Source organism: Streptomyces geranii, from assembly GCF_002954775.1.
Taxonomy (GTDB): Bacteria; Actinomycetota; Actinomycetes; order Streptomycetales; family Streptomycetaceae; genus Streptomyces; species Streptomyces geranii.
This window is the reverse complement of sequence record NZ_KZ672952.1, coordinates 458,413-483,106: the sequence shown is the minus strand read 5'-3', so window position 1 is coordinate 483,106 and position 24,694 is coordinate 458,413. Positions and strand designations below refer to the sequence as shown.

20 protein-coding genes and 1 pseudogene are annotated in these 24,694 nt (G+C 70.6%); 17 read left to right on the top strand and 4 right to left on the bottom strand.

The features are described 5' to 3' along the window. Positions 1 to 26 precede the first annotated feature (26 nt). Entirely contained in the window at positions 27 to 542 is a 516-nt protein-coding gene (locus CW359_RS01895; protein WP_105967891.1) for a hypothetical protein, read from the bottom strand. Positions 543 to 798: 256 nt separating this feature from the next. Between CW359_RS01895 and CW359_RS01890 the strand changes: the two genes are divergently transcribed. The 12 genes from CW359_RS01890 to CW359_RS01835 all read left to right on the top strand — a co-directional run bounded on the left by CW359_RS01890 (position 799) and on the right by CW359_RS01835 (position 16,941). After that, positions 799 to 2,649, top strand: a complete 1,851-nt coding sequence (locus CW359_RS01890) for an APC family permease (RefSeq protein ID WP_105967890.1) — start codon at positions 799 to 801, stop codon at positions 2,647 to 2,649. 243 nt (positions 2,650 to 2,892) lie between these two features. Continuing rightward, a complete protein-coding gene (kdpF, locus tag CW359_RS01885; protein ID WP_105967889.1) occupies positions 2,893 to 2,982 on the top strand; it encodes a K(+)-transporting ATPase subunit F in 90 nt (29 codons plus the stop codon). A 7-nt stretch (positions 2,983 to 2,989) separates the two neighbouring features. Next, positions 2,990 to 4,654 carry a potassium-transporting ATPase subunit KdpA gene (kdpA, locus tag CW359_RS01880; protein ID WP_105967888.1) on the top strand — a complete coding sequence of 555 codons (1,665 nt, stop codon included), beginning with the start codon at positions 2,990 to 2,992 and terminating at the stop codon, positions 4,652 to 4,654. A 47-nt stretch (positions 4,655 to 4,701) separates the two neighbouring features. Then, entirely contained in the window at positions 4,702 to 6,795 is a 2,094-nt protein-coding gene (gene kdpB, locus CW359_RS01875; protein ID WP_105968207.1) for a potassium-transporting ATPase subunit KdpB, read from the top strand. A 5-nt stretch (positions 6,796 to 6,800) separates the two neighbouring features. After that, positions 6,801 to 7,433, top strand: coding sequence for a potassium-transporting ATPase subunit C (locus tag CW359_RS01870; protein WP_105967887.1), 633 nt, complete (start codon positions 6,801 to 6,803; stop codon positions 7,431 to 7,433). A gap of 147 nt (positions 7,434 to 7,580) precedes the next feature. Then, positions 7,581 to 8,264: a response regulator gene (locus CW359_RS01865; RefSeq protein WP_105967886.1), complete on the top strand. Its 684-nt coding sequence runs from the start codon at positions 7,581 to 7,583 to the stop codon at positions 8,262 to 8,264. A gap of 1 nt (position 8,265) precedes the next feature. Continuing rightward, on the top strand, positions 8,266 to 10,809 hold the full coding sequence (locus CW359_RS01860) for a sensor histidine kinase (RefSeq protein ID WP_105967885.1): 2,544 nt from the start codon (positions 8,266 to 8,268) through the stop codon (positions 10,807 to 10,809). Positions 10,810 to 11,080: 271 nt separating this feature from the next. Beyond that, positions 11,081 to 11,416, top strand: a complete 336-nt coding sequence (locus CW359_RS01855; protein WP_105967884.1) for an SAV_915 family protein — start codon at positions 11,081 to 11,083, stop codon at positions 11,414 to 11,416. 14 nt (positions 11,417 to 11,430) lie between these two features. Continuing rightward, positions 11,431 to 12,765, top strand: a complete 1,335-nt coding sequence (lysA, locus tag CW359_RS01850) for a diaminopimelate decarboxylase (RefSeq protein ID WP_105967883.1) — start codon at positions 11,431 to 11,433, stop codon at positions 12,763 to 12,765. 298 nt (positions 12,766 to 13,063) lie between these two features. Beyond that, positions 13,064 to 14,818, top strand: a complete 1,755-nt coding sequence (locus CW359_RS01845) for an ABC transporter permease (protein ID WP_105967882.1) — start codon at positions 13,064 to 13,066, stop codon at positions 14,816 to 14,818. A gap of 34 nt (positions 14,819 to 14,852) precedes the next feature. Beyond that, entirely contained in the window at positions 14,853 to 16,250 is a 1,398-nt protein-coding gene (locus CW359_RS01840; RefSeq protein ID WP_198655039.1) for an ABC transporter ATP-binding protein, read from the top strand. A 4-nt stretch (positions 16,251 to 16,254) separates the two neighbouring features. Further along, a complete protein-coding gene (locus CW359_RS01835) occupies positions 16,255 to 16,941 on the top strand; it encodes an MgtC/SapB family protein (RefSeq protein ID WP_105967881.1) in 687 nt (228 codons plus the stop codon). A gap of 229 nt (positions 16,942 to 17,170) precedes the next feature. Here the strand turns inward: CW359_RS01835 and CW359_RS01830 are convergent, their stop codons facing one another. Then, on the bottom strand, positions 17,171 to 17,590 hold the full coding sequence (locus tag CW359_RS01830; protein ID WP_105967880.1) for an ArsR/SmtB family transcription factor: 420 nt from the start codon (positions 17,588 to 17,590) through the stop codon (positions 17,171 to 17,173). Between the two features lie 172 nt (positions 17,591 to 17,762). Here CW359_RS01830 and CW359_RS01825 point away from each other — a divergent pair, with 172 nt between their 5' ends. From CW359_RS01825 to CW359_RS01815, 3 genes and pseudogenes are all read left to right on the top strand, one after another. Beyond that, positions 17,763 to 18,860: a magnesium and cobalt transport protein CorA gene (locus CW359_RS01825; protein WP_105967879.1), complete on the top strand. Its 1,098-nt coding sequence runs from the start codon at positions 17,763 to 17,765 to the stop codon at positions 18,858 to 18,860. A gap of 45 nt (positions 18,861 to 18,905) precedes the next feature. After that, positions 18,906 to 19,124: pseudogene (locus CW359_RS01820) on the top strand (helix-turn-helix domain-containing protein); the annotation flags it as partial. Then, positions 19,124 to 19,825 (top strand): cation efflux transmembrane domain-containing protein, encoded by a 702-nt coding sequence (locus CW359_RS01815; RefSeq protein ID WP_105967878.1) that lies wholly within the window; start codon positions 19,124 to 19,126, stop codon positions 19,823 to 19,825. The pseudogene CW359_RS01820 and the gene CW359_RS01815, both read left to right, overlap by 1 nt. Before the next feature lie 61 nt (positions 19,826 to 19,886). On the opposite strand, the gene CW359_RS01810 is transcribed toward CW359_RS01815, so the two are convergent. Further along, positions 19,887 to 21,248, bottom strand: coding sequence for a 6-phospho-beta-glucosidase (locus tag CW359_RS01810; protein WP_105967877.1), 1,362 nt, complete (start codon positions 21,246 to 21,248; stop codon positions 19,887 to 19,889). After that, positions 21,245 to 22,036: a DeoR/GlpR family DNA-binding transcription regulator gene (locus CW359_RS01805; protein ID WP_456300551.1), complete on the bottom strand. Its 792-nt coding sequence runs from the start codon at positions 22,034 to 22,036 to the stop codon at positions 21,245 to 21,247. Before CW359_RS01805 ends, CW359_RS01810 begins: the two co-directional genes overlap by 4 nt. Positions 22,037 to 22,358: 322 nt before the next feature. On the opposite strand from CW359_RS01805, the gene CW359_RS01800 reads away from it, so the two are divergent. Together CW359_RS01800 and CW359_RS01795 are read left to right on the top strand one after the other, a co-directional pair. Beyond that, positions 22,359 to 23,636: an extracellular solute-binding protein gene (locus CW359_RS01800; protein ID WP_105967876.1), complete on the top strand. Its 1,278-nt coding sequence runs from the start codon at positions 22,359 to 22,361 to the stop codon at positions 23,634 to 23,636. Position 23,637: 1 nt separating this feature from the next. After that, positions 23,638 to 24,693, top strand: a complete 1,056-nt coding sequence (locus CW359_RS01795) for a carbohydrate ABC transporter permease (RefSeq protein WP_105967875.1) — start codon at positions 23,638 to 23,640, stop codon at positions 24,691 to 24,693. Position 24,694 lies beyond the last annotated feature (1 nt).

Below are 24,694 nucleotides of genomic sequence, written 5' to 3'. Positions count from 1 at the left end.
GCAGTCGGTGCCCGCTCCGGCGCCTCCTACTCCATGCCAGACACCTTGAACACGATCTGCGCGGTCTCCCGGTCGACCCGCTCCGACATGCGCCGCAGCGCCGTCTCCCCGCAGGTCAGCGACCCGGAGGCCGCCGAGGTACGGGCGTCCTCGTCGAGCCGGTGCCACAGGTCGGGGTTGTTCACCAGCACCCGGGGATCGATCTCGACCCGGTCGCCCGCCGTATCCCGCAGCACCAGCCGCTGGGCGACTCCGTCCAGGCAGCGCACCGACACCAGCAGGTCGGTACGCACGCGCCGCTCCCGCAGCAGTCCGCGCGAGGCCAGCCAGCCCGGGCCCACGGCGACCCGCGGCGGGTACAGCACGAGGAACAGCAGCAGGGCGAGCGACAGCCACAGCAGGACCCGTACGACCGTCAGGCTGCCGTCGCCCCAGTCGATCAGCAGGAGCAGGGCCAGGAGCAGCACCGAGCAGCGGACCGCGCCGCGCAGGTCCCCGGCCCAGTTGTGGTCGTGCGTCACTTCCTCGTCGGCGCGTCTCATGTGGCCGACGGTAGGTACCGGGAGCGCCCCCGGTCCCGTGCCTTGACGCGACTCTGACGCGGGGCCTGTTCCTCCTTGACGCGCACTCCCGGGTCGTACGGATCACGCCGGCGTCAAGACCACGTCAAGGTAAGGGGATCCGGCGCGAAGAAGGCGCAAGGAACCGTCGATCGCCGCTCCCGGCGGACAGAACCTGGGCGCACCCGCGCACCGCCTCCCCGCGTGCGCGGGCCCATCGTCCAAGGAGCACGTGTCCATGCCTGTCCTGACCACCGATCCGGGGCCGGCCCCCGCCGCAGCCGAGCCGCCCGACATCCCGGACGCCGGTGAACGCCACCGGCTGACCGCCGTCACCGGCCTCGCCGCGCTCTCCCTCGACGCGATGGCATCGGTGGCGTACGGCCCCGAGGCGATCGTCCTCGTCCTGGCCGCAGCCGGTGCGCACGGACTGGGCTTCACCATGCCGGTCACCCTGGCCATCGCCGCCCTCCTGGCGGTGCTGGTCGCCTCCTACCGGCAGGTCATCGCGGCCTTCCCGGACGGCGGGGGTTCGTACGCCGTGGCGAAGACCCATCTGGGGGCGCGGACGAGTCTGGTGGCGGCGGCCTCGCTGGTGCTGGACTACGTACTCAACGTGGCGGTTGCGGTCACGGCCGGTGTCGCCGCCCTGACCTCGGCGTTCCCGTCCCTGTACGACGACCGGCTGTGGCTGTGCCTGGCCGTGCTGGCGCTGATCACGGGCGTCAACCTGCGCGGGATCGTGGAGTCGGCGAAGGCGTTCATCGTGCCGACGGTCGTGTTCGTCGGCTCGATCTTCGTACTGATCGCCGTCGGCCTCTTCCGGGACGGACCGGTCAGCACGGTGACCGCGGGCGGGCATGCCTCGGTGCTCTCCGACAACGCCACCACCGTCGGCGCGCTGCTTTTGCTGAAGGCTTTCGCCTCCGGCTGTGCCGCACTGACCGGCGTGGAGGCCATCGCCAACGCCGTCCCCTCCTTCCGGGTCCCGCGCGCCAAACGCGCCCAGCGCGCGGAGGTCGCCCTCGGCGCCGTCCTCGGCCTGATGCTCATCGGGCTGTCGGTCCTCATCGGCCGCTTCCATCTCCAGCCGGTCGACGGCGTCACCGTCCTCGCCCAGCTCGCGGACGCCTCCCTCGGCCACAACTGGGCCTTCTACGTCATCCAGTTCGCCACGATGGTGCTGCTCGCGCTGTCCGCGAACACGTCCTTCGGCGGCCTTCCGGTGCTGCTGAAGCTGCTGGCCCGCGACAACTACGCGCCGCACGTCTTCGCCCTGAAGGCCGACCGCCAGGTCCACCGGCACGGCGTGCTGGCCCTGGCCGCCGTCTCCGCCCTGCTCCTGGTGTTCTCCGGCGGCGACACCAACACGCTCGTGCCGCTGTTCGCCATCGGTGTCTTCGTCGGCTTCACCATCGCCCAGGTGGGCATGGTCAGGCACTGGCTCCTGGAACGCGGGCGGGGCTGGCGCGGCAAGGCCCTGCTCAACGGCTTCGGCGCGCTGCTCACCGGCGTCGCGACCGTCGTCGTCACGCTGGAGAAGTTCACCGAGGGCGCCTGGCTGATAGTGATCGCCCTGCCCCTGCTCGTGGTCGCCTTCGAGACCGTGCACCGCGCCTACGTCCGGATCGGCGAACGCCTCGGCCTCGGCCGCATCCCGGAGACCCCGCACCGCGAACGCTCGCTGGTGATCGTCCCCGTCTCCTCCCTGTCCCGGCTGACATCGGAGGCCCTCACGGCGGCCTCCTCCCTCGGCGACGAGGTCCGCGCGGTGACCGTGTGCCACCCGGACCCCGAGGACCGGGCCGCCCTGCACGCCCTGGAGCGCTCCTGGGCCGAGTGGGACCCCGGTGTGACACTCGTCCGGCTCACCAGCGAGCGCCGGAGTCTGGGCCGACCCCTGGCCGCCTACGTCCGCGAGGTGGCCGCCGCCGAGCCGGGCACCCGCGTCACCGTACTGATCCCGGAGACGGAGCCCGAGCGGTTCTGGCAGCGGCTGCTGCAGAACCAGCGGGGTGGGGTCGTCGCGTACGCCGTGCGGCGGGAGACGGACGCGGTGATCTGCCGGCTCCGCTTCCGGCTGCCGTGACCCGGGTCGCGGGTCCTCATGGCGGTGCGGGTCAGGTCCGTAAGAGACCCGTCAAAGCCGCGGGCGGCGCCGTAAGAGAGCCGTCAACGGACGGCCCGAACCGGCCAAAGAGCGCTTTCCTCGAATCGTCCCTGTTCACCGAACCTCACTCCAGGAGTTCGCGATGGCCGATCTGGCCTTCGTCGTAGCCACCGTCGTCGGTTTCGCACTGGTGGCCCTCGTCGCAAAGGGGGTGACGAAGCTGTGACCGCCGAGAACATCGTCGGCCTCGTCGTGGCCGTCGTCCTGCTGGGTTATCTCGTCCTCGCCCTGATCTTCCCGGAGAGGTTCTGAGCCACAGATGGGTCCCGTACTCGCGGGCGTCCTGCAACTGGTCGCCCTGATCGCCGCCCTGGCGCTCGTCTACATCCCCCTCGGCAACTACATGGCCAAGGTCTACTCCTCCGAGAAGCACCTGCGTGCGGAGAAGTGGCTCTACAAGGGCATCGGCGCCAACCCCGACACCGAGATGACCTGGCCCGCGTATCTGCGCGGCATCCTCGCCTTCTCGGCCGTCGGCGTCCTCTTCCTCTACCTGCTCCAGCGGCTCCAGGGCGTCCTGCCCGGCTCGCTCGGCTTCGAGTCGGTCAACCCGGCGCAGTCGTTCAACACGGCCGTGTCCTTCGTGACCAACACCAACTGGCAGTCGTACTACGGCGAACAGACCATGGGTCACGTCGTGCAGACCGCCGGTCTCGCCGTCCAGAACTTCGTCTCGGCGGCCGTCGGCATGGCGGTGGCCGTGGCCCTCGTCCGGGGCTTCGCCCGCTCTCGCACCGGTGAGCTGGGGAACTTCTGGGCCGACCTGGTGCGCGGTGTCGTACGCATCCTGCTGCCGCTGTCCGTCGTCGCCGCGATCGTGCTGGTGGCGTGCGGGGCGATCCAGAACTTCTCCGGCATTCACGAGGTCGGCCAGTTCATGGGCGGGTCGCAGCAGTGGAACGGCGGTGCGGTCGCCTCGCAGGAGGCGATCAAGGAGATCGGTACCAACGGCGGTGGCTACTTCAACGCCAACTCCGCGCACCCCTTCGAGAACCCGACACCCTTCACCAACCTGTTCGAGATCTTCCTGCTCCTGGTGATCCCGTTCGCGCTGACCCGCACCTTCGGTGTGATGGTCGGCTCGGTCAAGCAGGGCTACGCGATCCTCGCCACGATGTTCACCATCTGGCTCGGCTTCGTCGCCCTGATGATGTGGACCGAGTTCGCCCACCACGGCCCGGCGCTCCAGGCCGCGGGCAGCGCCCTTGAGGGCAAGGAGGTCCGTTTCGGCGTCGGCTCCTCGTCGATCTTCGCGGTGTCGACCACGCTCACCTCGACCGGCGCGGTGGACTCCTTCCACTCGTCCTTCACCGGTCTCGGCGGCGGCATCACGATGCTCGGCATGATGCTGGGCGAGATCGCACCCGGCGGAACCGGCTCCGGCCTCTACGGCATGCTCGTCATGGCGATCATCGCGGTGTTCATCGCCGGGCTCATGGTCGGCCGTACGCCCGAGTACCTGGGCAAGAAGATCGGCACCCGCGAGATCAAGCTCGCGGCCTGCTACATCCTCATCACGCCCGCCCTGGTCCTCGTCTTCACCGCCGCCTCCATGGCGCTGTCGACCCCGCAGAACTCCATGCTGAACTCGGGCGCGCACGGGTTCTCCGAGGTGCTGTACGCCTTCACCTCGGCGGCGAACAACAACGGCTCGGCCTTCGCCGGGCTGAACGCGAACACCGACTGGTACAACACCATGCTCGGGCTTGCCATGCTGCTCGGCCGCTTCCTGCCGATGGTGTTCGTGCTGGCGCTGGCCGGCTCGCTCGCCGAGCAGCGACCGGTGCCCGTCACCGCGGGCACCCTGCGCACCGAGAAGCCGCTGTTCACCGGCCTGCTCGTGGGCGCCATCCTGATCATCACCGGTCTGACCTACTTCCCGGCGCTCGCGCTGGGGCCGCTGGCCGAGGGGCTGGCGTCATGACGACCCGGACGACCCGTTCCACCCGTACCCAGAAGTCAGAGGACGCGATGTCCACAGCCACTCCCACCCGGGCGCCCCACCAGGACGTCCCGACCGGCCACAAGGAGGGCCGGGTCGGTGCCGGCCTGTTCGACCCCAAGCAGCTGCTGAAGTCGCTGCCGGACGCCTGCCGCAAGCTCGACCCGCGGGTGATGATCAAGTCGCCCGTGATGTTCGTGGTGCTCGTCGGGTCCGTCCTGACGACGGTGTTCTCCTTCAAGGACCCCGGCGACTGGTTCGGCTGGACCATCAGCGCCTGGCTCTGGCTGACCGTCATCTTCGCCAACCTGGCCGAGGCCGTCGCCGAGGGCCGCGGCAAGGCCCAGGCCGACACCCTGCGCAAGGCCAAGACCGACACCGTCGCCCGCCGGCTCACCGGCGACTCCGAGGAGCAGGTTCCCGGCACCGAGCTGCGCATCGGCGACCTGGTCGTCTGCGAGGCCGGCGACATCATCCCCGGCGACGGTGACGTCGTCGAGGGCGTCGCCTCGGTCGACGAGTCCGCGATCACCGGCGAGTCCGCCCCGGTCATCCGGGAGTCGGGCGGCGACCGCAGTGCCGTCACCGGCGGTACGAAGGTGCTGTCCGACCGGATCGTCATCAAGATCACGACGAAGCCCGGCGAGACCTTCATCGACCGCATGATCGCCCTGGTCGAGGGCGCCGCCCGGCAGAAGACGCCGAACGAGATCGCGCTGAACATCCTGCTCGCGTCGCTCACGATCGTCTTCCTGCTGGCCGTCGCCACCCTGCCGCCCTTCGCGGACTTCGCGGGCACCCACCTGACGATGGTCGTGCTGGTCGCCCTCCTGGTCTGCCTGATCCCGACCACGATCGGCGCGCTGCTCTCCGCGATCGGTATCGCGGGCATGGACCGGCTGGTCCAGCGCAACGTCCTCGCCATGTCCGGCAGGGCAGTCGAGGCCGCCGGTGACGTGTCGACGCTGCTGCTCGACAAGACCGGCACCATCACGCTCGGCAACCGCCAGGCCTCCGAGTTCGTGCCGGTGCCCGGGACGACGGAGGCCGAACTGGCCGACGCCGCCCAGCTGTCGTCGCTCGCCGACGAGACGCCCGAGGGCCGCTCAATCGTCGTCCTGGCGAAGGAGAAGTACGGGCTGCGCGAGCGCCACCAGGGCGAGCTGGCCGGAGCCGAGTGGATCGCCTTCACCGCCCAGACCCGGATGTCGGGCGTGGACGTCGACGGGCGCAAGATCCGCAAGGGCGCGGCCGGTTCGGTCGTCGCCTGGGTCCGGGAGCAGGGCGGCGAAGTCGCCCAGGACGCGCAGCAGTTGACCGACCGGATCTCCGAGGCGGGCGGTACGCCGCTGCTGGTGGCCGTCGAGGACGCCGACGGAGCAAGGGTGTTGGGCGTCATCCACCTCAAGGACGTCGTCAAGGAGGGCATGCGGGAGCGGTTCGACGAACTGCGCCGCATGGGCATCAAGACCGTCATGATCACGGGTGACAACCCGCTGACCGCCAGGGCGATCGCCGAGGAGGCGGGCGTCGACGACTTCCTCGCGGAGGCGACTCCCGAGGACAAGATGGCGCTCATCAAGCGGGAGCAGGCGGGCGGCAAGCTCGTCGCGATGACGGGCGACGGTACGAACGACGCCCCGGCGCTCGCGCAGGCGGACGTCGGCGTGGCGATGAACACGGGCACGTCGGCCGCGAAGGAGGCCGGCAACATGGTCGACCTCGACTCGAACCCGACGAAGCTGATCGAGATCGTCGAGATCGGCAAGCAACTGCTCATCACCCGGGGCGCGTTGACGACGTTCTCCATCGCCAACGACGTCGCGAAGTACTTCGCGATCATCCCGGCGCTGTTCGCGGCCGTCTACCCGGGCCTGGACAAGCTCAACATCATGAACCTGTCCTCGCCGGACTCCGCGATCCTGTCGGCGGTCATCTTCAACGCGCTGATCATCATCGCGCTGGTGCCGCTGTCCCTGCGGGGCGTGCAGTACAAGCCGGTCAGCGCCGACCGGATGCTCAGGCGGAACCTCACCATCTACGGCATCGGCGGGCTGATCGCGCCGTTCATCGGCATCAAGATCATCGACCTGCTCATCTCCCTCATCCCCGGAATCGGCTGATCGCCATGAACAACTCCGTAACCAACACCGCCCGGTTGCTGGGCGCGGGCCTGCGGGCGCTGCTCGTGTTGACCGTGCTCACAGGTGTGATCTATCCGCTGGCCGTCACAGGTGTGGCCCAGGCGCTCTTCAACAACAAGGCGAACGGCTCCGAGGTCTCGTACGAGGGGAAGGTCGTCGGCTCGTCCCTGATCGGTCAACAGGGCTACAGCCTCGACTACTTCCAGCCCCGCCCCGCCAACGGCCTGGGTGAAAACTCGGTCAACACGCAGTACAAGCTGCTGCTGTCCGGCGCGACCAACCTCTCCGCCGACAGCAAGGACCTGCTCAAGCAGGTCGACGAGGCCAAGGCGAAGGTCGTCAAGGACAACTCCGTGGCCGGGTACACCGTCAAGCCCTCCGAGGTCCCCGCCGACGCGGTCACCTCCTCCGGCTCCGGTCTCGACCCGGACATCTCCCCGGCCTACGCGGACCTCCAGGTCCACCGGATCGCCGAGAAGAACGGCCTGACCGTCGCCCAGGTCCAGAAGCTGGTCGACGACCACACCTCGGGCCGCACGCTCGGCTTCATCGGCGAGCCCAGGGTGAACGTCCTCGAACTCAACATCGCGCTCAAGGCCCTCGTGGCCAAGGGCTGACGGCGCGGGAGACCGGGGAAGCGGGAGCCGGCGGACACGAGGAGCACCCTCGGCCCGCCGGCTCCCGCCACCGTGCAGCCCGAACGACAGGAACCGTACGACAGGACCCGTATGCCAGGGCCCGTACGACAGGAGAGGCACACACCCATGACCCGGGTGCTCGTGGTGGAGGACGACCCGCAACTCGTACGGGCCCTCGTCATCAACTTGCAGGCACGTCACTACGGAGTGGACGCCGCCCCCGACGGCGCCACCGCCCTCCGGCTCGCCGCCGCCCGTCAGCCCGACGTCGTCCTGCTCGACCTCGGTCTGCCCGACATGGACGGCGTCGACATCATCAAGGGCCTGCGCGGCTGGAGCCGGATGCCCATCCTGGTGCTGTCCGCCCGGCAGGCCTCCGACGAGAAGGTGGCCGCGCTCGACGCGGGCGCCGACGACTACATCACCAAACCGTTCAGCATGGACGAACTCCTCGCCAGGCTGCGGGCCGCCGTCCGCCGCACCGAGGACGCGCCCCTCGTCCCCGAGACCGCGCTCGTCGAGACCGCCGACTTCAGCATCGACCTGCTCGCCAAGAAGGTCGTCAGGGACGAGCGCGACATCAGGCTCACCCCGACCGAGTGGCACCTGCTGGAGATCCTGGTGACCAACCCCGGCCGGCTGATCACCCAGAAACACCTCCTCCAGGAGGTGTGGGGCGTCTCGCAGAGCAACAAGTCCAACTACCTGCGCGTCTACATGGCCCAGCTCCGCCGCAAATTGGAGACGGACCCCGCCCACCCCCGCTATCTGATCACCGAGCCCGGCATGGGCTACCGCTTCGAGGGATGACATGACACGCGGCAAGCTCCGGATCTACCTCGGCGCGGCACCCGGCGTCGGCAAGACCTACGCCATGCTCTCCGAGGCGCACCGCCGTATCGAGCGCGGCACGGACTGCGTGGTCGCCTTCGTCGAACACCACCACCGGCCGCGCACCGAGGTGATGCTGCACGGCCTGGAGCAGATCCCGCGCCGCGAACTCGCCTACCGGGACAGCGTCTTCACCGAGATGGACGTCGACGCCGTCCTGGCCCGCCGCCCCCAGGTCGCCCTCGTCGACGAACTCGCCCACACCAACATCCCCGGCTCCCGCAACACCAAGCGCTGGCAGGACGTCGAGGAACTCCTCGCGGCCGGCATCGACGTCGTGTCCACCGTCAACATCCAGCACCTGGAGTCGCTCGGCGACGTCGTCGAGTCCATCACCGGGGTGCGCCAGCGCGAGACCGTCCCCGACGAGGTCGCCCGGCGGGCCGACCAGATCGAACTCGTCGACATGTCACCGCAGGCCCTGCGCCGCCGGATGGCCCACGGCAACATCTACAAGTCCGACAAGGTCGACGCGGCCCTCTCCAACTACTTCCGCCCCGGCAACCTCACCGCCCTGCGCGAACTCGCCCTCCTGTGGGTGGCCGACCGGGTCGACGCGTACCTCACCGAGTACCGCAGCGAACACCAGGTCTCGGCGATCTGGGGCTCACGCGAACGCATCGTCGTCGGCCTCACCGGCGGCCCCGAGGGCCGTACGCTGATCCGCCGCGCCGCCCGGCTCGCCGAGAAGGGCGCGGGCGGCGAGGTCATGGCCGTCTACATCTCCCGCAGCGACGGCCTCACCGCCGCCTCCCCGAAGGAACTGGCCGTCCAGCGCACCCTCGTCGAGGACCTCGGCGGCACCTTCCACCAGGTCGTCGGCGAGGACATCCCGGTGGCCCTGCTGGACTTCGCACGCGGGGTGAACGCCACCCAGATCGTCCTCGGCGTCTCGCGCCGAAGAAGCTGGCAGTACGTCTTCGGCCCGGGCGTCGGCGCGACGGTCGCCCGGGACTCCGGCCCCGACCTCGACGTCCACCTCATCACCCACGACGAGGCGGGCAAGGGCCGGGGCCTGCCGGTGACCCGGGGCGCGCGGCTCGGCCGCTCCCGGGTCATCTGGGGCTGGCTCGTCGGCGTACTCGGCCCCGTCCTGCTGACCTGGCTGCTCACCGGCGTCGCCCCCGACGTCGGCCTCGCCAACGACATGCTGCTGTACCTGACGCTCACGGTCGCCTCGGCCCTGCTGGGCGGGCTGTTCCCGGCGCTGGGCTCCGCCGTCGCGGGCTCGCTGCTGCTCAACTGGTACTTCACCCCGCCCGTCCACACGTTCACCATCGCCGACCCGAAGAACATCGTCGCCATCGCGATCTTCGTCGGGGTCGCCGTGTCCGTGGCCTCCGTCGTCGACCTCGCCGCCCGCCGCACCCAGCAGGCCGCCCGGCTGCGCGCCGAGTCGGAGATCCTCTCCTACCTCGCGGGCAACGTCCTGCGCGGCGAGACGACCCTGGAGGCGCTGCTGGAACGGGTCCGCGAGACCTTCGGCATGGAGTCCGTGGCCCTGCTGGAGCGCACCGGGGAGACGGAGCCCTGGACCTGCGCGGGCAGCGTGGGACCCGGCCCCGCCGAGAACCCGGACGAGGCGGATGTGGACGTACCCGTCGGCGAGCTGATGGCGCTGTCCCTGCGCGGCCGGGTGCTGCCCGCCGCCGACCGCCGGGTGCTGGCCGCGTTCGCCGCGCAGGCCGCCGTCGTCCTGGACCGCCAGCGCCTCCAGCACGAGGCGGACCGGGCCAAGGAACTCGCCGAGGGCAACCGCATCCGCACGGCCCTCCTCGCCGCCGTCAGCCACGACCTGCGCACCCCGCTGGCCGGAATCAAGGCCGCCGTGACCTCGCTGCGCTCCGACGACGTCGAGTGGTCCGAGCAGGACCGGGCGGAGCTGCTGGCGGCCATAGAGGAGGGCGCCGACCGGCTCGACCACGTGGTCGGCAACCTCCTCGACATGTCCCGCCTCCAGACCGGCACGGTGACCCCGATCGTCCGGGAGACCGACCTCGACGAGGTCGTGCCCATGGCGCTCGGCGGGGTCCCCGAGGACAGCGTGGAACTGGACATCCCCGAGACCCTGCCCATGGTCCACGTCGACCGGGGTCTCCTGGAGCGCGCCGTCGCCAACGTCGTCGAGAACGCAGTCAAGTACAGCCCGCCCGACGAGAAGGTCCTGGTCGCGGCGAGCGCCCTCGCCGACCGCGTCGAGGTCCGGGTCGTCGACCGCGGCCCCGGCGTCCCGGACGATGCCAAGGACCGTATCTTCGAACCCTTCCAGCGACACGGCGACTCCCCCCGGGGCGCGGGCGTCGGCCTGGGCCTGGCGGTGGCCCGCGGCTTCGTCGAGGCGGTGGGCGGCACCCTCCACGCCGAGGACACCCCGGGCGGCGGCCTCACGATGGTCCTGACGGTACGAACGGCCCCCGAACGCCGGTCACAGCAGCCGGACTTGCCGGCGGCGGCCACGCCCTGAGGCGTATGTACCGCCCCCATCACACCGCCGCCCGGCCGCTCCCGGCCAGCCATCGCGCCCATTCTTGCCGCACCCCTGACGGCCGCCCCACGCCTTCCCACCAGCCGCGTCAGCGCTCCGTCAAGGTCGCCCGGATCGCCGTCAGCGTCCCGTCAGGGCCCGCCCGGGAGCCGGGTGCGGCGGGCATAACGTCGAGAGCGAGCCCCGGTCCGCCTCCCCGCGACCAGGGCCGCCGGACATCACCCGCTCCCCGCCTTCCAGGAGACATCCCATGTCAGAACCCCTCCAGGACGACGATCCGGAACCCTCCGATCGTTTCCCGGCCGGTCCCCTCTACGTCCCGGTCCGGCCGGGTCCCTCCGGGTGCGCGGCCCGGCTCTTCCGCACCCCGCTCGGCGACCGTACGGCCGTCGGCTTCACCTCCGCGCACCGGCTGACCGCCACCCTCGGCCCCGACCAGGCGTGGATCCGCCTCGCCGAGACCGCCCTGCGCGCACTGACCGCCCCGCTCGGCGTCACCGCCGTCACGGTGGACCCGCTGTTCTCGGCCCCGGCTCCCGCACCGGTCGAGCCCGCCGCTCCCGTACCCGCACTGCGGACCGTCTGAGAGGGGACGACACGATGACCACGGTTCACGAACCCACAGCCACGGCGACCACCGCCGACCTCGCGGTGTGGCCCGCCTCGACCACCGGGCCCCGGCACGGCGACCTCGCGGTGGGCGGCGTACCGCTCGCGGAGATCGCCGACCGCTTCGGCACCCCCGTCCACGTCCTCGACGAGGCCGAGGTCCGCGACCGCTGCCGCACCTACCGGGACGCCTTCCCCGACGCCGAGATCCTGTACGCGGCCAAGGCGTTCCTGTGCCGGGCCATGGCCCACTGGGTGGCGGAGGAAGGACTCGGCCTCGACGTCTGCTCCGCCGGTGAGCTGGAACTCGCCGTCACCACCGGCTTCCCGCCGGAGCGGATCACGCTGCACGGCAACGCCAAGTCCCCGCGCGACCTGGAGACCGCCCTGCGCCTGGGCGTGGGCCGGATCGTCATCGACAGCCCCTCCGAGATCGCCCGGCTGGCCGCCGCCGTCGGCGCCGATGGACACCAGAAGGTGATGGTCCGGGTCGTGCCCGGCATCAGCGCCGGCGGCCACGAGAAGATCCGCACCGGCACGGACGACCAGAAGTTCGGCCTCTCCATCACCGACGGCTACGCCCAGCACGCCATCGCCCGCGTCCTGGACCAGCCGCAGCTCGAACTCACCGGCCTGCACTGCCATTTGGGCTCACAGATCACCAGCGTGAAGCCGTACCTCGCCGCCGTACGCCGCATGGTCGGCCTCATGGCCCAGCTGCACGAACAGCACGGACTGGTCCTGCCCGAACTCGACCTCGGCGGCGGCCACGGCATCGCCTACCGCCCCGGCGAGGAGGCTCTCGACCTCACCGCGCTGGCCCGCGGGGTCCGCGCCGAACTCTCCGCCGCCTGCTCCACGGCCGGCCTCCCCGTCCCGCGCCTGATCATCGAACCGGGCCGGGCCGTCGTCGGCCCGGCGGGCGTCGCGCTCTACCACGTTCTGGCGGTCAAGCACACGGGCTCGCACGTGTACGTCGCTGTCGACGGCGGCATGAGCGACAACCCGCGCCCGGCCCTGTACGGCGTGCGCTACACCCCCCGCCTGGTCGGTCGGCACAGCACGGCCGCCCCCGCCCGGGTCACCGTCGTCGGACGGCACTGCGAGGCGGGCGACATCGTCGCCGCCGACGTCGAACTGCCGGGCGACATCCGCCCCGGCGACCTGCTCGCCGTACCCGTGGCCGGTGCCTACCACCTGTCCATGGCCTCCGGCTACAACCTCGTCGGCCGCCCGCCCGTGGCCGCCGTACGCGACGGCCTCGCCCGCCTCCTCGTGCGCCGCGAGTCCCTGGACGACATCCGCAGCCGGGACGTTGGCCTGTAGCCGCCACAGCCCCCGCAGCTCCCACCTTATTTGCGTATCGACGCAACAAGAGGCACACTCTTCGAGTCGGGTCCCGTGTGCTCGTCGAACAGGCGCACGAGGCACATTCACGTCACGGAACGGAGGCGGCCATGGGCGACGACCCTCCCAGTCCGCGCTGCCTCCTGGGCACTCGCTGACTCCCTTCCCCGCCTTTCACCATCCCGCGCTGTGTGGGTGAGCCCTGCCCTGCCGTCGGCGCGTCCGCCGCGGCCGGGCCAGGACGGCATGCCCAGAGTGTGGGCGGAGGTCTTCCGTGATGTCGTTCCGTACCGACACCCAGCACCCCGAGAGGGCGGCACGCACGCCCCTGACGGGCCGGCTGTCGCAGTTCTCCTGGGTGGACGCGGCCGTCGCCGCTGCCGTCCTCGTCCTGCTCTACGCCGTCCTGCGCGTCGGCCAGGGCACCACCGTCGCCTTCAGCACCCACGACAACGTGAAGGTCGACACCGACCCGTCGCAGCTGCCGTACGACGCGGCGCGCTCGCTGCTGCGGATGTTCGTGGCACTGGCCCTGTCCGTCGCCTTCACCTTCGGCTACGCCTACGCGGCGGCCAAGAGCCGCCGCCTGGAACGCATCCTGATCCCTGCACTGGACATCCTCCAGTCCGTCCCCGTACTCGGCTTCCTCACCGTGGCCGTGACCGGGTTCATCGCCCTGTTCCCTGGCTCAATGCTGGGCCTGGAGTGCGCGTCGATCTTCGCGATCTTCACCTCGCAGGCCTGGAACATGACGTTCGGCTTCTACTACTCCCTCACCTCCCTGCCGCGTGAACTCGACGAACTGTCACGGTCGTTCGGCTTCACCCGGTGGATGCGGTTCTGGAAGGTCGAGGTCCCGGCCGGGATGATCGGCCTGGTCTGGAACGGCATGATGAGCTTCGGCGGCGGCTGGTTCTTCCTGGTCGCCTCGGAGGCCATCAGCGTCAACAACCAGCAGTACGCGCTGCCCGGCGTCGGCTCCTACGCGGGCGCCGCGATCACTGATGGAGACCTGGGCCGGGTCGGCTGGGCGATCCTCACCATGGCCGTGATGGTCATCGGCGTGAACTTCCTGTTCTGGCGGCCCCTGACGGCCTGGGCGGAGAAGTTCAAGAACGAGCAGTCCGAGGCCACCGAGGTCCAGCGCTCGGTCGTCCTGGACTTCCTGCGCCGCTCGCACTGGCCGCAGCTCCTCGGCCGGGTGCTGCGCCCGGTGGGACGCGGACTGGGCCGCGCGGGGCGGCTGTTGGGCACGGACGACCGGCCGCTCACCGTCGACCCCGCGCGCCGGCGCACCGGGGACGTGGTCTTCACGCTGGTCGCCGGCGGGCTGATCCTGTGGGGCCTGACCGACCTCGGCCGCTATCTCTACGACCGCACCGGCCTCGGCGTCTTCGGCGAGCCGCTCCTGCTGGGCCTGGCCACCCTCACCCGGGTCCTGATCCTGGTCGCCCTGGCCACGGTGGTCTGGGTGCCGATCGGCGTCAAGATCGGCTTCTCGCCCCGGCTGACCCGGATCGCCCAGCCGGTCGTCCAGGTGCTGGCCTCCTTCCCCGCCAACTTCCTCTTCCCGCTGGCGGTCTGGTTCTTCCTGAAGACCGGCCTGTCGATCAACATCGGCGGCACGTTGCTGATGGCGCTGGGCGCCCAGTGGTACATCCTCTTCAACTCCATCGCCGGTGCCATGGCCATCCCCACCGACCTGCGCGAGGCCATGGACGACCTCGGGGTCGTCGGATGGCAGCGCTGGAAGCGGCTGATCATCCCGGGCATCTTCCCCTCGTACGTCACCGGTGGCATCACCGCGTCCGGCGGCGCCTGGAACGCCTCGATCGTCTCCGAGGTCGTCACCTTCGGCGGCACGACGCTCACCGCGACCGGCCTGGGCGCCTACATCGCCAAGGCCACCGAGAGCGGCGACTACCCGCATCTCATCGCCGGTGTGGCCGTCATGAGCCTGTACGTCGTCGGGCTGAACCGGCTGCTGTGGCGCCGCCTGTACCGGCTGGCCGAGGCCCGCTACTCCCTCTGAACTTCCCTCCCTCTCAAGCAACTTGGAGCACGTCATGGTGCTGAACGCCCTGCGCGGCCTGCGCGCCACCACCCCGGCCCCCGCCAACTCCCGCCCCGTGGACGGCGACGTCCTGCTGGAGACCGTCGGCCTGACCAAGTCCTACGCCGGCGCCGACCGCGAACTGCCCGTGCTGTCCGGCATCGACCTCCAGGTCCGCGCCGGTGAAGTCGTCGCCCTGCTCGGCAAGTCGGGCTCGGGCAAGTCCACCCTCCTGCGCTGCCTGGCCGGACTCGTCCCCGCCAGCTCCGGCACCGTCGCCTACAAGGGCACCCCGCTGACCGGCGCCAACCCGGGCACGGCGATGGTGTTCCAGACCTTCGCCCTGCTGCCCTGGCTGACCGTCCAGCAGAACGTCGAACTCGGCCTGGAGGCCAAGGGAGTCGGCGCCGCCGAGCGCGCGGACGCCGCCCGGCAGGCCATCGACCTGATCGGCCTGGACGGCTTCGAGTCGGCGTACCCGAAGGAGCTGTCCGGCGGGATGCGCCAACGGGTCGGCTTCGCACGGGCGTTGGTCGTCGAACCGGACGTCCTGATGATGGACGAGCCGTTCTCCGCACTGGACGTCCTGACGGCGGAGAACCTGCGCGGCGAGCTGATGGAGCTGTGGGAGTCGGGCCAGTTCCCGACCCGGGCGATCGTGCTGGTCACCCACAACATCGAGGAGGCCGTGCTGATGGCCGACCGCATCGTCGTCCTCGGCGCCCGCCCCTACGGCACGATCCGCGAGGTCTTCGAGGTCGGCCTGGACCGCCCGCGCGACCGCGACTCGGCCGCCTTCGAGGACTTGATCGACCGGGTCTACCGGACCATGACCGGACGCCAGAAGGAGGGCCGTACGCCGGGTCGCGCGGAGGCGCCGGAGGCCGTCGAGTTGGAGAAGCGCACCCCCGCCAACACCCCGCTGCCCACCGCGAGCGTGGACGGCATCGCCGGTCTCGCCGAGATGATCGCCCACCGCGACGGGCGCGCGGACCTCGCCGACCTCGCCGACGACCTCGGCCTGGAGGTCGACGACGTACTGCCCCTGGTCGACGCCCTCGACCTGCTCGGCTTCGCCCGCGTCCACGGCGACGACCTGCTCCTCACCGACACCGGAACCGCCTTCGCGGGCGCCGACGTCCAGCGGTCCAAGACCATCTTCGCGGCGGCGGCACAGCACGCCCCGCTGGTCCGGCTGATCGTCAGCAGCCTGCGCCAGAACCCCGACGGGACGCTGCGCGCCGGGTTCTTCCGGGACGTACTCGCCCACCACTTCACCAGCGAGCAGGTCGCCCGCCAGCTGGAGACGGCCACCGACTGGGGCCGCTACGCCGAGCTGTACTCCTACGACGCCGAGCCGCAGGAGTACCGCCTCGACGACTCCGACGCCGACTCCGTGCACGGGGGATAGGCCGATGGACTCGCTCCACTTCGTCACCGGGCTCGGCACCGGTCTGGTCTCCGGCGCGCTGATCGGGGTCGAGCGGCAGTGGCGCCAGCGGATGGCCGGGCTGCGCACCAACACCCTGGTGGCCACCGGATCGGCCCTGTTCGTGCTGCTGTCCAGCTCCTTCGGCTCCGGCGATCCCAGCCGGGTCGCGGCCCAGGTGGTCTCCGGGATCGGCTTCCTCGGCGCCGGGGTGATCATGCGCGACGGCCTCACCGTCACCGGCATCAACACCGCCGCCACCCTGTGGTGTTCGGCCGCCGTGGGCTCCCTCGCCGGAGCGGGCCTGACCGCCTACGCCCTCGCCGGAGCGGCGGCGATCGTCGCCGTCAACACCGCGCTGCGCGGCCTGGCCCGGCGCCTGGACCGCCAGCCCGGTTCGGGCGACGAGGTCCCGACCCCGTACACCGTGGAGGCGGTGGTCGCGGCAGGCGACGAGGCCCATGTCCGCACCCTCCTGGTCCAGTGCCTGGCCGGCTCCGACAGCCGCCTGCACGCGGTGGCCTCCACCGGCGACCGGGCGGACGGCCAGGTCCGCATCCATGCCGAGATCACCTCCGACGGCGCGGACAGCACACCGGTCGAGACGGCGGTGGCCCGCATCAGCATGGAACCGTCCGTCGCCTCCGCCGCCTGGCGCCGCACGGCCGCGTGAGGGGGGGGAGGGAGGGGCCGGGGTTGCCCGGCGGATCGGGGCGTGGGACAGCGCCGGGGGTTCATCGGCGCCGGTGAGCGGGGCGATGGTGGGGGATGCGTGCGCGGGGTTGTCCGGGGGATGGGGAGCCGCCGACTACGACAACGCCGCGGATCTGATCGGCGTACCCAATCCCTGTGCCCGCCGCCTGATCCGGCCGGACAGGTTCCCGGCCCCCGGCCTCCGGCCCTCAGTGCCCCGTGACCGGCCGGTGCCGTCGGGCCCGCGCGGTGGTCGATCGCTCCTGCGCGACGGCCACGGACGCCTCGCCCGCTTCCGCCGAGTCCGCCGCAGCCTCCGGGGTGTCCGCCGCGTCGCCCGCCAGGACCGCGCTCTCCAACAGTGCCCGGACCTGGTGCCCGGCGGCCCGGTAGAAGATCCGGGTGCCCTCCCGGCGGGAGGTGACCAGGCCGGCCGCCCGCAGCTTCGCCAAGTGCTGGGAGGTGGCCGCGACATGCGCGCCGATCAGCTCCGCCAGCCCGCTGACCGGCAGCTCCCGCTCGCTGAGCGCCCACAGCAGGCGGTAGCGGGAGGGGTCGGCGACCGCCTTCAGTACCGCCACCGACCGTTCGGCCCGTTCCTCGTCCCACGACGCTACTTGCGCTTCCATGCAAATATGCTAACCGGTGGTCCGGGCGACACCGGCGCCTCGCGCGGGGGAGTGGCGGCCGGAACCGCCGCCCGCGTCGTGATTCCGTCAAGAAGCGGCGGCCCTGACATCCGCCTTGTCACCATTTGGCACACTGACCGGGTTCCGTCGGTCCGGTGAAGGAGAACCACGCATGTCCATGGTCGGCAATCTGCGCAAAGTCGCGAACCTGGCGCTGCGCGGCCGTCGCCGCGTGGACCTCAGCCACCCGGCCCGTTCCCCGCTCGGCTCGACGGTCGTCAACTGCGTCGTCTATCGCGACGGCGTCCGCCGCCCGGGCACGGCTTCCGTGGAGGAGGCCGTCCGGCACGCCCGCAGGCATCGGGACGGTTTCGTCTGGCTCGGTCTGCACGAACCCGGCGCCGAGGAGTTCGCCGGGGTCGCCGAACTGTTCGGCCTGCACCCGCTCGCCGTCGAGGACGCGGTGCATGCCCACCAGCGCCCCAAGATCGAGCAGTACGACGACGTCCTGTTCGCCGTCTTCAAGACCGTCACGTACGTCGAGCACGCCGAACTGACCGCGACCAGCGAGGTCGTCGACACCGGCGAGATCATGGTCTTCACCGGCCCCGACTTCGTCGTCACCGTCCGGCACGGCCGCCACGGCTCCCTCGGCCCCCTGCGCGAGGACCTCGAAGCCCACCCGGAACTGCTCGCCAAGGGCCCCTCGGCCGTCCTGCACGCCATCGCCGACCATGTCGTCGACGACTACGTGTCCGTCGCAGACGCCGTCCAGAGCGACCTCGACCAGGTCGAGTCCGACGTCTTCTCCACCCACAGCCCCCGTACCGCCGACGCGGGCCGCACCTACCAGCTCAAGCGCGAACTGCTGGAACTGAAGCGGGCGGTGGCCCCGCTGGCCCGCCCGCTCGACCGGCTCGCCACCGAGCCCCGCTCATGTGTCGACAAGGAGATACAGGCCTATTTCCGGGACGTCGCCGACCATCTCGCCAGGGTCATCGAGCAGGTCAACTCCTTCGACGCCCTGCTCGACTCCATCCTCCAGGCCCACCTCGCACAGGTGACCGTCGCGCAGAACGAGGACATGCGCAAGATCACCGCCTGGGCCGCGATCATCGCCGTACCCACCATGGTCTGCGGGGTCTACGGCATGAACTTCGACCACATGCCAGAACTGCGCTGGACCTTCGGCTACCCGCTCGTCCTCGGCGTCATCGCCACCGTGTGCTTCACCCTCCACCGCAACTTCAAGCGGAACGGCTGGCTGTAGCCGAGGATCTGATCACAGTTCACGATTCCCTGAATTCAGGGTTCCCTCGCCGACACCCTCGCCGTGTCCCGTACGCGGCTCTCCAACCACCTCGCCTGTCTGCGCGACTGCGGCCTGGTCGTCACCGTGCCCGACGGCCGTCGTACCCGCTACGAACTGGCCGATCCGCGCCTGGGGCACGCCCTGGACGACCTGCGGGCCGCCGTGGTGGCCGTCGCGACCGACCGCACCTGCGCGGACGCCGACGAAAAGGGCTGCTGCTGATGACCGCGATATCCCTCGGGCCGACCCCGGCCCGCCGGGACGCGCTCGCCCGCCGCATACGTCTGCTGGTCGCCGTCACCATCACCTACAACGTCGTCGAGGCGGTCCTCGCCCTCACCGCGGGCACCCTCGCCTCCTCCACCGCCCTGATCGGCTTCGGCCTGGACTCGGTCATCGAGGTCTCCTCGGCCGCCGCGGTCGCCTGGCAGTTCTCCGCCCGCGAGCACGCCGTGCGCGAGGCGCGGGAGCGGACCACCCTGCGGATCATCGCCCTGTCGTTCTACACGCTCGCCGCGTACGTCTCGGTCGACGCCGTACGCGCCCTCGCGGGCACCGGCGAGGCCGAACGCTCCCTGCCCGGCATCGTGCTCGCCGCCGTATCCCTCGCGGTGATGCCCTTCCTGTCCGCCGCCCAGCGCCGAGCGGGCCGCGAACTGGGCTCCGCCAGCGCGGTCGCCGACTCCAAGCAGACCCTGCTGTGCACCTACCTCTCGGCCGTACTCCTGGTCGGCCTGGTCCTCAACGCAACCCTCGGCTGGTCCTGGGCCGACCCGATCGCCGCTCTCGTCATCGCCGGCGTCGCCGTCCAGGAAGGGCGCGACGCCTGGCAGGGCAAGGGGTGTTGCGCTCCCGCTCCCGCTGCGAGCGTGGGCGGCGACGACGCGTGCGGCTGCCCTGGCGGGTGCGATTGCTGTGGTTGAGCAGTCGTAGGCGCCTGGGGACTGGAGTGGGTCCGGATCTGCCGCTCGGCGCCTTCCCACCTCAACGGCCGAGGTACGCCAGCTCCGGGAAGTGTCCCTGATACGCGTCCAGCAACCGCTTCGCCACCGCGTACGAGTCGATCAGCGGATGGATGGTCAGGGCCCGTACCGCGTCCGCCCGTTCACTGGTCGTGGCCGCCCGGACCACCGCCCGCTCGACGGCCTTGACCGAGCACACCAGTCCCGTGCCGTGCTCGGGCAGCGCGGCCCCGGCGATCGGATGGGCGCCGTTGCCGTCCACATGGCACGGCACCTCGATCACTGCGTCGTCGTCGAGGACCGGGATCCGGCCCCGGTTGCGGACGCTGAGGATGAGGGTGGCGCGTTCGTCGAGGGCGATGGCCCGCATCAGGGCGAGGGCCACCTGTTCGTAGCCGCCGGACTCCAGGTCGCAGGAGTCGCGTTCGCCCATGCCGACGGCGTCCCGGTTCTCCGCCATGTAGGTGATCTCGCGCTCCAGCCGGGTCGCGTCCCAGGCGTTCCAGGCCGTGCTCGGCGCCGGTGCGGAACTCCCGGCGGCCTCCAGGGAGTCGTAGAAACGCTGCTGCTGCGAGTGGAGGAAGGCGCCCCGGGTCTGCTCGGCGGCGCCCGCGGAGCGCACCGACTCGCGGCTGAAGTAGTAGTAGTGCAGGTACTCGTTGGGCAGCGCGCCGAGGGTGCGCAGCAGGTCGGCGCCGAAGAGCTTGCCCTCCTCGAAGGAGGTCAGGGCGGTCTCGTCCGCGAGGAGGGCGGGGAGCAGGTCGCGGCCGTCCGCGTACAGGCCGCGCAGCCAGCCGAGGTGGTTCAGGCCGACGTAGTCCAGGCGTACGCGCGCCGGGTCGACGCCGAGCGCCCCGGCCACCCGGCGGCCCAGGCCAACCGGGGAGTCGCAGATGCCGATCACCCGGTCGCCCAGGTGGGCGGTCATCGCCTCGGTGACCAGACCGGCGGGATTGGTGAAGTTGATGACCCAGGCGTCGGGCGCCAGCGCGGCGACCCGGCGGGCGATGGCGACCGCCACCGGGACCGTGCGCAGGCCGAACGAGATACCGCCCGCGCCGACCGTCTCCTGGCCCAACACGCCCTCGGCCAGGGCGATGCGTTCGTCCGCCGCCCGGCCCGCGAGTCCGCCGACGCGGATCGCGGAGAACACGAAGTCCGCTCCGGTGATCGCTTCGTCCAGGTCGGTGGTGGCGGTGACCGTCGGCGGGTCGGGGTGTCCGGCCGCCTGGTCGGTGAGCACCCTGCGGATGGTCGCCAGGCGGGAGGCGTCCAGGTCGTACAGGGTCACATGGGTGACGCGGCCCTCGCCTCGGTCGCCCAGCAGCGCCCGGTAGACCAGTGGGACGCGGAAGCCACCGCCGCCCAGGATCGTGAGTCTCATACCTCGACCACCTCGACTCCCGCCTCACGCAGGCGATTGCAGGTCTTCGCGTCGCCGGGCGCGTTGGTCACCACGATGTCGAGTTCCTCGGGGCCGCACACCCGGGCCATCCCGGTGCCGGGGAACTTGCCGGCGTCCGCGACCAGGACGACCTGGGCGCTGGCGGCGATCATCGCCCGTTTGACGGGCACCTCGACGGCGGTGGTGTCCAGCACCTGCCCGTCCGGGCGGACTCCGCTGGTGCTGAGGAACAGCCGGTCGGCGTGCACCTGGCGCAGGTTGTCCTCGGTGAGGAAGCCGACCAGCGAGCGGTAGTCGCGCCGCACCACACCGCCCAGCAGGATCAGCTGGACGTCCTTGTCGTCCTGGAGTTCCTCGTAGACGGCGAGGTTGCTGGTGATCACGGTCAGGGACCGGCCGTGCAGCTGGCGGGCCACCCGGTGCGCGGTGGTGCCAATGTCGAGCAGCACCGTCTCGCCGTCCCTGACGAGGTTTGCGCACCAGGCGGCCAGGGCGTCCTTCGCCTCGACCCGGATTCCGGCCACGTCGGCGAACGGATCGTCCTCGCCCACGACGGGCGCGGCGCCGCCGTAGACCCGCTTGAGCAGTCCCTCGTCCTCCAGTTGGACGAGGTCACGGCGGATCGTGGCCTGGCTCGCCCCGACCTTCTCGGCCAGGGCGACCACCGACGTGGGCCCGTCCGTGCGCAGTGCGCGCAGGATCAGCTGATGTCTTCGGTCAGGGAGCATGCGGCAGACCATACTCGCGAACTCTCCAAACTCAAGCAAAGTCGCGCATGAATGTCTCGATACCTGCTTGACCCTTGTCAAACTCGCGCACCGGGTGCACTCTCTTGCGTAATTCGGAGCCCAGGTCCGGACCCCACTCCGGTCGGCCGAAGCGGATGAACGGCGTATACCGCCGTCACGGACGCGTCGGCACCGTCTGAGAGGACCAGGTCGCACACCCCGGGTGGCTGAAGGGTTGCCCGCCCACGCCGATGCTCTTCAGCCACCCGGCCCTCCCGCCGCGCCCCACCGTGGCACCCGACCCGCACGCCCTGTCGGACATGCCGGACATCCGAGCCCGCCGAACATCTAGGAGAAGACCGTGGACCTTTCCCGCAGACGATTCCTCCAGGCCGCCGTACTGACGGCCGCCGCCGCCGGCGCCACCGCGGCGTGCGGTGGCGGCTCAGGATCGAGCGGCAGCAAGGACAGCAAGGACCTGGCCCTCTGGTACTGGTCGGGCGGCCTGAGCGACAAGGTCGTCGCCGACGCCAAGACGCACTTCTCCGACATCACCCTGAAGACCTCCGTGGTCGGCGGCGACTTCAAGACCAAGCTGCTCACCGGTCTGCGTTCGGCCCAGGCCGCCCCGGACATCACCGGCATCAAGGGCGAGGACATCGCCTCCTTCCTGCCGAACGCCAACCGGTTCATCGACCTGAAGACCGTGGGCGCGGACAAGCTGGTCCCGGACTACCTGGCGTGGAAGCTGAAGCAGGCGACCACCCAGGACGGCAAGCTCATCGGCTTCCCGATCGACATCGGCCCCTGCGCCACCTTCTACCGCGAGGACCTCTTCGCCCAGGCGGGACTGCCCACCGACCCGGCCCAGGTCTCCGCCCAACTGGCCACCTGGGACGACTACTTCGCGGCCGGCGTCGAGCTGCACAAGGCCGTCCCCAAGACCTTCCTGATCAACAACATCGGCTCGGTGTTCGGCATGATCGTCGGCCAGGGCACCCGGCGGTTCATCGACGAGGACAACAAGTTCATCGGCGACCAGGACCACATCCGTACCGCCTGGACCACTGCCGTGAAGCCCTACACCCTCGGCATCGACGCCAAGATCAACGACAACACCTGGAACGCGGCCATCAGCGGCGGCACCCTCGGCACCGAGATCGGCGCCGCCTGGCACGCGCTGGACATCAGCAACGCGGCCCCGGGCACCAAGGGCAAGTGGCGGGTGGCGAGCCTGCCCGGCGGGCCGTCCAACCTCGGCGGGTCCTTCCTGGCGATCCCCGCGACCAGCGGCAATCCCGACGAGGCCTTCAAGATCATCAGCTGGATACTCAGCCCGGAGAACCAGGCCCGCGGCTTCACCGACGCGGCCCTGTTCCCGACCGCCCCGGCCGCCTACAAGCTGCCTGCCCTGACCGGCGGGGACGCCTTCTTCGGCGGCCAGAAGACCATCGAGATCTTCGGCCCGGCCGCCGAGAAGATCCCCTCCGCCTACGAGGCACCCGCCGACGCGGCCGTCTCCGCGCCCTTCTACAGCGAGCTGACCAGCATCGAGGCCAAGGGCAAGGACCCCGACGAGGCCTGGAAGGACGCGGTCAGCCAGGCCAAGCAGATCGCCGAGCGTCAGGGAGTGAAGTGACATGTCGTCAACCCCGGTAGCCGGCCCGGCACCCACCGGACCGACCTCCGGACCCGGCAGCGGCCCCACCGGGCAGCCGTCCCCGGACCGTTCACGCGGTCCGGGGCGGCGTGCCCCCCGGTTCCGGCCGGTGTCGGCCGGGACCCGGCCGGGGCCGAGCCGGCGAGTCGCCAGGCACTGGCCGCAGTACCTGGCCATCTCGCCGTACTACCTGATCTTCTCCGTCTTCATGCTCTTCCCGGTGCTCTACACCGTCTTCCTGGCGTTCCAGAAGTGGGACGGCATCGGGGACATGCAGTTCGTCGGTTTCCAGCAGTTCCGCTTCCTCTGGGACGACCCGATCTTCTGGCTGTCCGTCCGCAACACCCTGGTCATCTGGGTGCTGTCGACGGTGCCGATGCTCTTCATGGCGCTGGTCCTCGCGGTGCTGGTGAACTCCACCAAGCGCTTCACGGCCTTCTACCGGGTCGCCCTGTTCATCCCCAGCATCACCTCGCTGGTCGCCATCGCGATCTTCTTCGGCGCGATCTTCAGCAACAACTTCGGCCTCATCAACGCCATCCTCAAGTCGCTGCACGTCTCGGCCGTCCCCTGGATGAGCAACGAGTGGACGATCAAACTGGTGATCGCCACGCTGATGACCTGGCAGTGGACCGGCTACAACGCGATCATCTATCTGGCCGGCCTCCAGGCGATCCCCTCGGAGGTCTACGAGGCCGCCCGGATGGACGGCGCCGGCCCGGCGCGGATCTTCTTCTCCATCACGATCCCGCTGCTGCGGCCGATCATCCTGTTCACCGTGGTGGTCTCCACCGTCACGGGGCTGCAGAGCTTCACCGAACCACAGGTGCTCTTCGGCAGCGAGGCGGCCACCAACCCCAACTCCGGCGGCCCCGGCCAGGCCGGCCTGACCACCCTCCTGTACTTCTACCACCAGGCCTTCGACAACAACGACTTCGGCTACGCCGCCGCCATCGTCTGGGCCTTCTTCCTGCTGATCCTGCTGATCGTCCTCGTCAACTGGCGTCTGGTGCAGCGAAAGGAGCGACGGCCGTGAA

Coding starts and splice junctions, on each gene's coding strand:
- CW359_RS01895 (WP_105967891.1), bottom strand. CDS start 542: ATGAGACGCGCCGACGAGGAAGTGACGCACGACCACAACTGGGCCGGG.
- CW359_RS01890 (WP_105967890.1), top strand. CDS start 799: ATGCCTGTCCTGACCACCGATCCGGGGCCGGCCCCCGCCGCAGCCGAG.
- kdpA (WP_105967888.1), top strand. CDS start 2,990: ATGGGTCCCGTACTCGCGGGCGTCCTGCAACTGGTCGCCCTGATCGCC.
- kdpB (WP_105968207.1), top strand. CDS start 4,702: ATGTCCACAGCCACTCCCACCCGGGCGCCCCACCAGGACGTCCCGACC.
- CW359_RS01870 (WP_105967887.1), top strand. CDS start 6,801: ATGAACAACTCCGTAACCAACACCGCCCGGTTGCTGGGCGCGGGCCTG.
- CW359_RS01865 (WP_105967886.1), top strand. CDS start 7,581: ATGACCCGGGTGCTCGTGGTGGAGGACGACCCGCAACTCGTACGGGCC.
- CW359_RS01860 (WP_105967885.1), top strand. CDS start 8,266: ATGACACGCGGCAAGCTCCGGATCTACCTCGGCGCGGCACCCGGCGTC.
- CW359_RS01855 (WP_105967884.1), top strand. CDS start 11,081: ATGTCAGAACCCCTCCAGGACGACGATCCGGAACCCTCCGATCGTTTC.
- lysA (WP_105967883.1), top strand. CDS start 11,431: ATGACCACGGTTCACGAACCCACAGCCACGGCGACCACCGCCGACCTC.
- CW359_RS01845 (WP_105967882.1), top strand. CDS start 13,064: ATGTCGTTCCGTACCGACACCCAGCACCCCGAGAGGGCGGCACGCACG.
- CW359_RS01840 (WP_198655039.1), top strand. CDS start 14,853: ATGGTGCTGAACGCCCTGCGCGGCCTGCGCGCCACCACCCCGGCCCCC.
- CW359_RS01835 (WP_105967881.1), top strand. CDS start 16,255: ATGGACTCGCTCCACTTCGTCACCGGGCTCGGCACCGGTCTGGTCTCC.
- CW359_RS01830 (WP_105967880.1), bottom strand. CDS start 17,590: ATGGAAGCGCAAGTAGCGTCGTGGGACGAGGAACGGGCCGAACGGTCG.
- CW359_RS01825 (WP_105967879.1), top strand. CDS start 17,763: ATGTCCATGGTCGGCAATCTGCGCAAAGTCGCGAACCTGGCGCTGCGC.
- CW359_RS01815 (WP_105967878.1), top strand. CDS start 19,124: ATGACCGCGATATCCCTCGGGCCGACCCCGGCCCGCCGGGACGCGCTC.
- CW359_RS01810 (WP_105967877.1), bottom strand. CDS start 21,248: ATGAGACTCACGATCCTGGGCGGCGGTGGCTTCCGCGTCCCACTGGTC.
- CW359_RS01795 (WP_105967875.1), top strand. CDS start 23,638: ATGTCGTCAACCCCGGTAGCCGGCCCGGCACCCACCGGACCGACCTCC.